Source organism: Microbacterium sp. GXF6406 (assembly GCF_054798215.1).
The window spans coordinates 51,230-57,449 of record NZ_JBSJZH010000017.1; the positions used below are offsets into that span (position 1 = coordinate 51,230).

Genomic DNA, 6,220 nt, shown 5'->3' on the forward strand with positions numbered 1-6,220 from the left:
CGAATCGGACGGGCCCTTTCACTCAGCGGTTGGCTCAGAGAGCGGCAACCTGCTTGGCGATCGAGGACTTGCGGTTCGCAGCCTGGTTCTCGTGGATAACGCCCTTGCTGACGGCCTTGTCGAGCTTCTTCGACGCAACCTTCAGGGTCGCCTCGGCGGCAACCTTGTCACCGGCGGCGATGGCCTCACGGGTCTTGCGAACAGCGGTCTTGAGCTCGGACTTGACGGCCTTGTTGCGGACCGTTGCCTTCTCGTTGGTCTTGATGCGCTTGATCTGCGACTTGATGTTTGCCACGCGTGGAAACTTTCGTTCAGTGATGGATGGGATGTTGTCGTGAGCAGGAAGAGGGCTGCTTTCCGACGTTCGTGAGGGAAGAACCCACACGCAAGCCAAGAACCGAGTCTACCAGGTGTTCGACGGTTAACACGATTCGACGACACGGGAAAGGCGGGGCCGCAGGAAGAACCTGCGACCCCGCCTCGCGGAGAGCGAAGTGCTTACTTCTCCCAGCCGACGTTCTCGACGGGCTGGACGCCGAAGCCGTCCATGCCGACGTAGGACTCCGGCGTGAGGTTGGCCAGGCCCGTCTTCGCGGCCGTGATGATCGGTCCGTTGTAGAGCGGGATGATGCCCCAGTCCTGGAAGATCTCCGCCTCGAGCTTCATGGCCGCAGCCGTCTGCTCGTCGGAGGTCGCGAGCGACTCGACCTCATCGTGGATGCGCTGGTCCATCTCAGCGTTCTGGACGCCGGAGAGGTTCAGGCCCATGTCCATGCAGTACAGCTGGCAGAACCAGGCGGCACCGAACGGGTCGGACGAGGTGAAGCGCAGCGACGAGACGTCCCAGTTCTTCGAGTTGTAGTCATCGGAGAAGTCGGACGGCGGGCGGATGTCGATCTGGAGGTCGATGCCGACCTCCTTCATCTGCGCCTGCAGTGCCTTGGCGAGAGCCTCGTTGGTGGGGCTGTCGTTCCAGACGGGGTAGACGACCGTAAGGGTCTCGCCGTCCTTCTCGCGGATGCCGTCGGCGTTCTCGGTCCAGCCGGCTTCCTCGAGGAGCTCCTTCGAAGCGTCCGGGTTGTACTCCCAGCCGGCCTCGGCAAGGGCGTTGGAGTAACCGGGCTGGAACGGGAAGAGCGTCAGCGAACCGGCCGGCTCCTCTTCGTAGTCCAGGCCGTTCCAGGCGATCTCCTTCTGCTGGTCGATGTTGATCGCCTTGAAGAACGCCTCGCGGACCTTGACGTCCTCGAACTGCGGCTTCTCGGCGTCGACCTGGATCAGCGTGCTGGCGGTCTGGGTAGCGCGGTACAGCTCGATGCCGTCCATGCCCTTGACCTGCTCAAGACGGTCCTTGCTGGTGACCTCGACGGTGTCGATCTCGTCAGCCTTGAACGCGTTGATCGATGCGGAGGAATCGAGGCCCTGGAAGGAGACCTTCTCCAGCAGCGGCTCGTCGCCCCACCACTCGGGGTTGGGAACGTAAGAGACGTAGTCGGAGTTCGGGTCGAACTCGTCGATCGTGTACGGACCCGCACCCCACTCGGCGTGCGGGTCGTCGATCATCGCGGTGTTGAACGTCTCGGCGTCGGCCAGCGCGGGGTGGATGATGCCCGTGAGGAACGGCATCTCGGGCCAGGCGAACTCGCCGTCGAAGGTGACGATCGCCGTCTTCGCGGTGTCGCCCTGCTCGACCGAGGCGATCTGCTTGTAGCCGTCGGTAGCGTTCGGGTTGAAGGCTTCGTCCTTGCCGCTGTTCGCCTTCCACGTGGCGTCGATGGCGGTCCAATCCATGTCGGTGCCGTCGTTCCAGTGCGCGTCGTCCGTGAAGGTGAACGTGATCTGGGTGTTGCCGTCGACCGTGTCGATGTCCCACGCGTCGAGGTACGCATCGTGCTTGTACGGGGTGCCGTCGTCCTTCTGGAGGAGGATCTGCGGCATGTACCACGCAGCGACGCGGGCGGTGTCAGCCGAAGCATCGCCGTTGAAGCTGTTCAGCTGCTCGGGGATCTCGTTGATCGGAAAACGGACCTCACCGCCGACCTGGAGGTTCTCACGGGGCTGCGGGTTGTAATCCGAGGCCTTGGTCTCGGTGGGCGTGGTGTTGCCGTCGTTCGAGCCGGTGTCGGCTGCACAGCCGGCAAGGGCCAGTGCGAGGACTCCGCTGAACGCGATAGCCCCCATCAGCTTCTGCTGCTTCATGGTGCTCCTTTCGCCTTTCGGCGTTTCATAAGCACGAGAATAGTAGCGATGCGGGGCTATCGCGCCGACGTACGGTGAATCATGGCTAACTGTTATCGGACGGTGATCGAGTGTTACCGGCCCTTAACAAACTCAGCTGCGGACGGACTCCGTCTGCCCGGTCTCCGGGTTGAAGATCAGGCGGCTGCGGGTGCGTTCGATGTCGGGATCCGGCACCGGAATCGCCGAGAGAAGCGCCTGGGTGTACGGATGCTTCGGGTTCTCGAAGATCTCGTCGACATCACCGTGCTCGACGAAATCGCCGAGGTACATCACGGCCACGCGATCGGCGATGTGCCGGATGACCGACAGATCGTGCGCGACGAAGAGGTACGACAGGCCGAGCTTCACCTTGAGCTCGTCGAGCAGGTTGATGACACCGGCCTGGATCGATACGTCGAGGGCCGAGACCGGCTCATCGAGGACGATGATCTTCGGGTTGGTCGACAGAGCCCGGGCGATGCCGATGCGCTGACGCTGACCACCCGAGAACGCTCCGGGGAAGCGGTCGATGTGCGCGGGGTTGAGTCCCACGAGGTCCATGAGCTCTCGCACGCGGGGGAAGACTTCGTCGGCCGGAGTGCCGATCGCGCGCAGCGGCTCGGCGATGACATCGGCCACCGTCATGCGCGGGTCGAGCGCGCCCATCGGATCCTGGAAAACGATCTGGATGTCGCGCCGCACCTGCCGTTCGATCTTGCGGCTGGTGATGTCGTTGACGCTCGTGCCGTTGATGACGATGTCGCCGTCGTTCTGCTTGACGAGATCCATGATCTGCAGCAGCGTCGTCGTCTTGCCGGAGCCCGACTCGCCGACGATCGCCATCGTCTCGCCCTCTCGCACGTCGAAGGTGACGTTCTTGACGGCGTGAACTTCGCCGACCTTGCGCTTGAGGAAGGCTCCCTTCATGAGGGGGAAGCTCTTATTGAGGTTGCGTACGTCCAGTGTGATGGGACGTTCTTCGCGGGGAGAGCGGGTGAGGTCGCTCTCCGGGGCCGCGGGAACCGGGTAGACCGGGAGGCCGCCGAGGAGACCGCCGTCGGTGATCTCACCCGCACGGATGCACGCGGCCGTGTGCTCGGCGCCCGTGCCCGTGGCGACCGGTGCGAGGTCGGGCTCGCGCGTGAGGCAGGCGTCCTGCACGATGGGGCAGCGGTTGGCGAAGGGGCACGCGTCGGGCAGATCGATCAGCAGAGGCGGGTTGCCCTTGATCGGGACCAGGGGCTCCTTCTCGGCCTTGTCGACGCGCGGGATCGCTCCCAGCAGACCGATCGAGTACGGCATGCGCGTGTGGTGGAAGAGTTCCCCGACCGGTGCGTGCTCGATCGGGCGCCCCGCGTACATGACCATGACATCGTCGGCCATGCGGGCGACGACTCCCATGTCGTGGGTGATCATGATGGTCGCGGCGCCCGTCTCCTGCTGCGCCTTCTCGATGAGGTCGAGGATCTGCGCCTGGATCGTGACGTCGAGCGCGGTGGTCGGCTCATCGGCGATGATCAGCTTCGGGCTGTTGGCCATCGCGATCGCGATCACGACGCGCTGGCGCATGCCGCCCGAGAACTCGTGCGGGAAGCCCTTCATGCGCTTCTCGGGCTGGGTGATTCCGACGAGCGTGAGCAGCTCGACTGCCCGGTCCCATGCCTGTTTGTGGCTCATGCCGCGGTGGATCGTCAGAGCTTCGATCAGCTGATCGCCGATCGTGTATACCGGGGTGAGGGAGGTCAGCGGATCCTGGAAGATCATCGCGAGGCCGTTGCCACGGATGACTGACATCTGCTTATCTGTCTTGCCGAGCAACTCCTGCCCGCCGTAGACGATCGAGCCGGACACCTTGGCATTCTCATCGAGCAGACCCATGATCGCCAGGGATGTCACGGACTTGCCGGAGCCGGATTCACCGACGATGCCGAGGGTCTTCCCAGCTTCGAGGTCGAAGGAGACGCCGCGCACGGCATCCACCCGGCCGGCCTCGGAGGCGAAGCTGACCTTCAGATCGCGGACGGAGATGATGTTGCTCATGCGCGACCTCCAGCCGCCGAGGTGGGATCGAGGGCATCGCGCAGACCGTCGGCGACGAGTGCCATCGACACCGTGAGCAGCGTCAGGGCTGCAGCGGGGAAGTAGAACAGCCAAGGTGCGCTGGTGATGATGTTCGCGCCGGAACCGATCAGGGAGCCGAGAGAGACATCGGGGATCTTCACGCCGAAGCCGATGAACGACAGTCCGGTTTCCGCCATCACTGCGTTGACGATGCCGAGCGTGAAGTTGATGATGAGCAGCGAGCCGATGTTCGGGATGAGGTGGCGCAGGACGATACGGAAACCGCCCACGCCCATGTAGCGAGCGGCGTGCACGTATTCGCGCTCGCGCAGGGAGAGGGCTGTTGTCCAGACGACACGGGCGGGGAAGTACCAGCCGGTCACGAAGATCATGATCAGCGCGATCACACGCCAGTCGCCGCCGGACTTGTTCGAAAGCAGCGAGAGGATCAGGAAGCTGGGGATCACCATCATGAAGTGGATCACCATGAGTGTGATCTTTTCGGTCATGCCGCCGAAGTAGGCTGCGGCCGTGCCGATGATCGCGGAGAGGACCGTCGTGCCGAGCGAGACGCTGACAGCGATCATGAGAGAGCGCTGCAGGCCTATCGCGACTTGCGCAAACGCATCATTTCCGGACGGCGTGGTGCCGAACCAGTGTTCCGGAGAAGGCGGGCTGCTCAGAGCGAGGAAGTCGAGCTCGATGTGGTCATACTTCGCGACGAGCGGCGCAATGATGGCGAAAAGCACCAGCAGAACGAAGATCACGATGCCGCCGACTGCGGGCTTGTTCCGCAAGAAACGGCGCGAGTACAGCGTCCACTTCGACATGGGCTTGCCGGTGGTCTGCTCCTCACGGGATTCCTCGACCGCGGGGTCGGGGATGGGTGAGGCCAGGGGGTCGATCATTTCACTCATGTTCAGCTCACCCTCACTCGCGGGTCGAGGACCACGACGATGATGTCCGAGAGCACGGCGCCGATGGCGACCATGACGCCTCCGAACGCGGCCACGGCGACGACACCATTGATGTCGTTCTTCGTGATGGTCTCGATGAAGTACTTGCCCATGCCGTTCCAGGCGAAGATCGTCTCCGTCAGGATCGCACCGGTGAAGATGCCGGGGATGCTGAAGGCGACCTGCGTGGCGACGGGGATCAGAGAAGTCCGCAGCGCGTGCTTGCGAATCGCCTGCGGCTTCGTCAGGCCCTTCGCACGCGCGGTGCGGACGTAGTCGGCGTTGATGTTGTCGAGCAGCAGCGAGCGCTGCAGGAAGTGGGTGCCCGCGTAGCCGGTGATGACGAGCGCGATGGTCGGCAGAGTCACATGCTGCAACTTGTCTATGAGTACCGGGAAGAACCCCTCGACGCCCTTGCTCGACGAGCCGGTGACATAGAAGATGCGGGTCCCGACGAGGTCGTTCAGCGCGATCGCGAGCAGAACGATTCCGAGGGCGGCCACGATCACGTTGATGTTCATCGTGATGATCGAGGTCGCCTGACCGATGCGGTCGGCGAGCTTGTACTGCCGGGATGCCGTGTAGACGCCGATCGCGACACCGATGACCGTCATGATGATCGTCGCGCCGAGGACGAGCTCGGCGCTCACCCACATGCGGTAGGCGATCTGCTCGTTGATCGAGCCGCCGGTCGGGCTCACGCCCCAGTCCCAGCGGAAGAGGATGGCGCTGAACCAGTTCCACCAGCGCTCCCAGATGGGCACGGAGTCGCTGAGATTCCGGGGTTCGAGCAGTTTGACGATCTGCTCTTCGCTCAGCGGGGGACGGCGGCCGACGAAATTATTACGCGGGTTGAGGAACCCCCACGCCAAGAAGAAGGTAATGTTCGTCGCGACCACGATCATCGCTAGGGCGTGTCTCCCATATGGTTCGTGATTGACGCGCGATTGTGGGTGGGTGACTTCTGTTCTGGACTCTCGCAC

At 63.4% G+C, this 6,220-nt stretch carries 5 protein-coding genes; all 5 read right to left on the minus strand.

The genetic code is table 11. From position 1 onward, the window contains the following. Positions 1 to 34: 34 nt before the first annotated feature. On the minus strand, positions 35 to 295 hold the full coding sequence (rpsT, locus tag ACWAUG_RS10405) for a 30S ribosomal protein S20 (protein WP_298038419.1): 261 nt from the start codon (positions 293 to 295) through the stop codon (positions 35 to 37). A gap of 203 nt (positions 296 to 498) precedes the next feature. Next, positions 499 to 2,199: an ABC transporter family substrate-binding protein gene (locus ACWAUG_RS10410; RefSeq protein WP_460802365.1), complete on the minus strand. Its 1,701-nt coding sequence runs from the start codon at positions 2,197 to 2,199 to the stop codon at positions 499 to 501. A 132-nt stretch (positions 2,200 to 2,331) separates the two neighbouring features. Continuing rightward, positions 2,332 to 4,260, minus strand: coding sequence for an ABC transporter ATP-binding protein (locus tag ACWAUG_RS10415; RefSeq protein WP_460802366.1), 1,929 nt, complete (start codon positions 4,258 to 4,260; stop codon positions 2,332 to 2,334). After that, positions 4,257 to 5,198, minus strand: coding sequence for an ABC transporter permease (locus tag ACWAUG_RS10420; RefSeq protein ID WP_298038413.1), 942 nt, complete (start codon positions 5,196 to 5,198; stop codon positions 4,257 to 4,259). Before ACWAUG_RS10420 ends, ACWAUG_RS10415 begins: the two co-directional genes overlap by 4 nt. A 2-nt stretch (positions 5,199 to 5,200) precedes the next feature. Next, the gene (locus tag ACWAUG_RS10425) at positions 5,201 to 6,142 is read right to left on the minus strand and encodes an ABC transporter permease (protein WP_460802367.1); all 942 of its coding nucleotides are present in this window, start codon (positions 6,140 to 6,142) and stop codon (positions 5,201 to 5,203) included. Between the last annotated feature and the right edge of the window lie 78 nt (positions 6,143 to 6,220).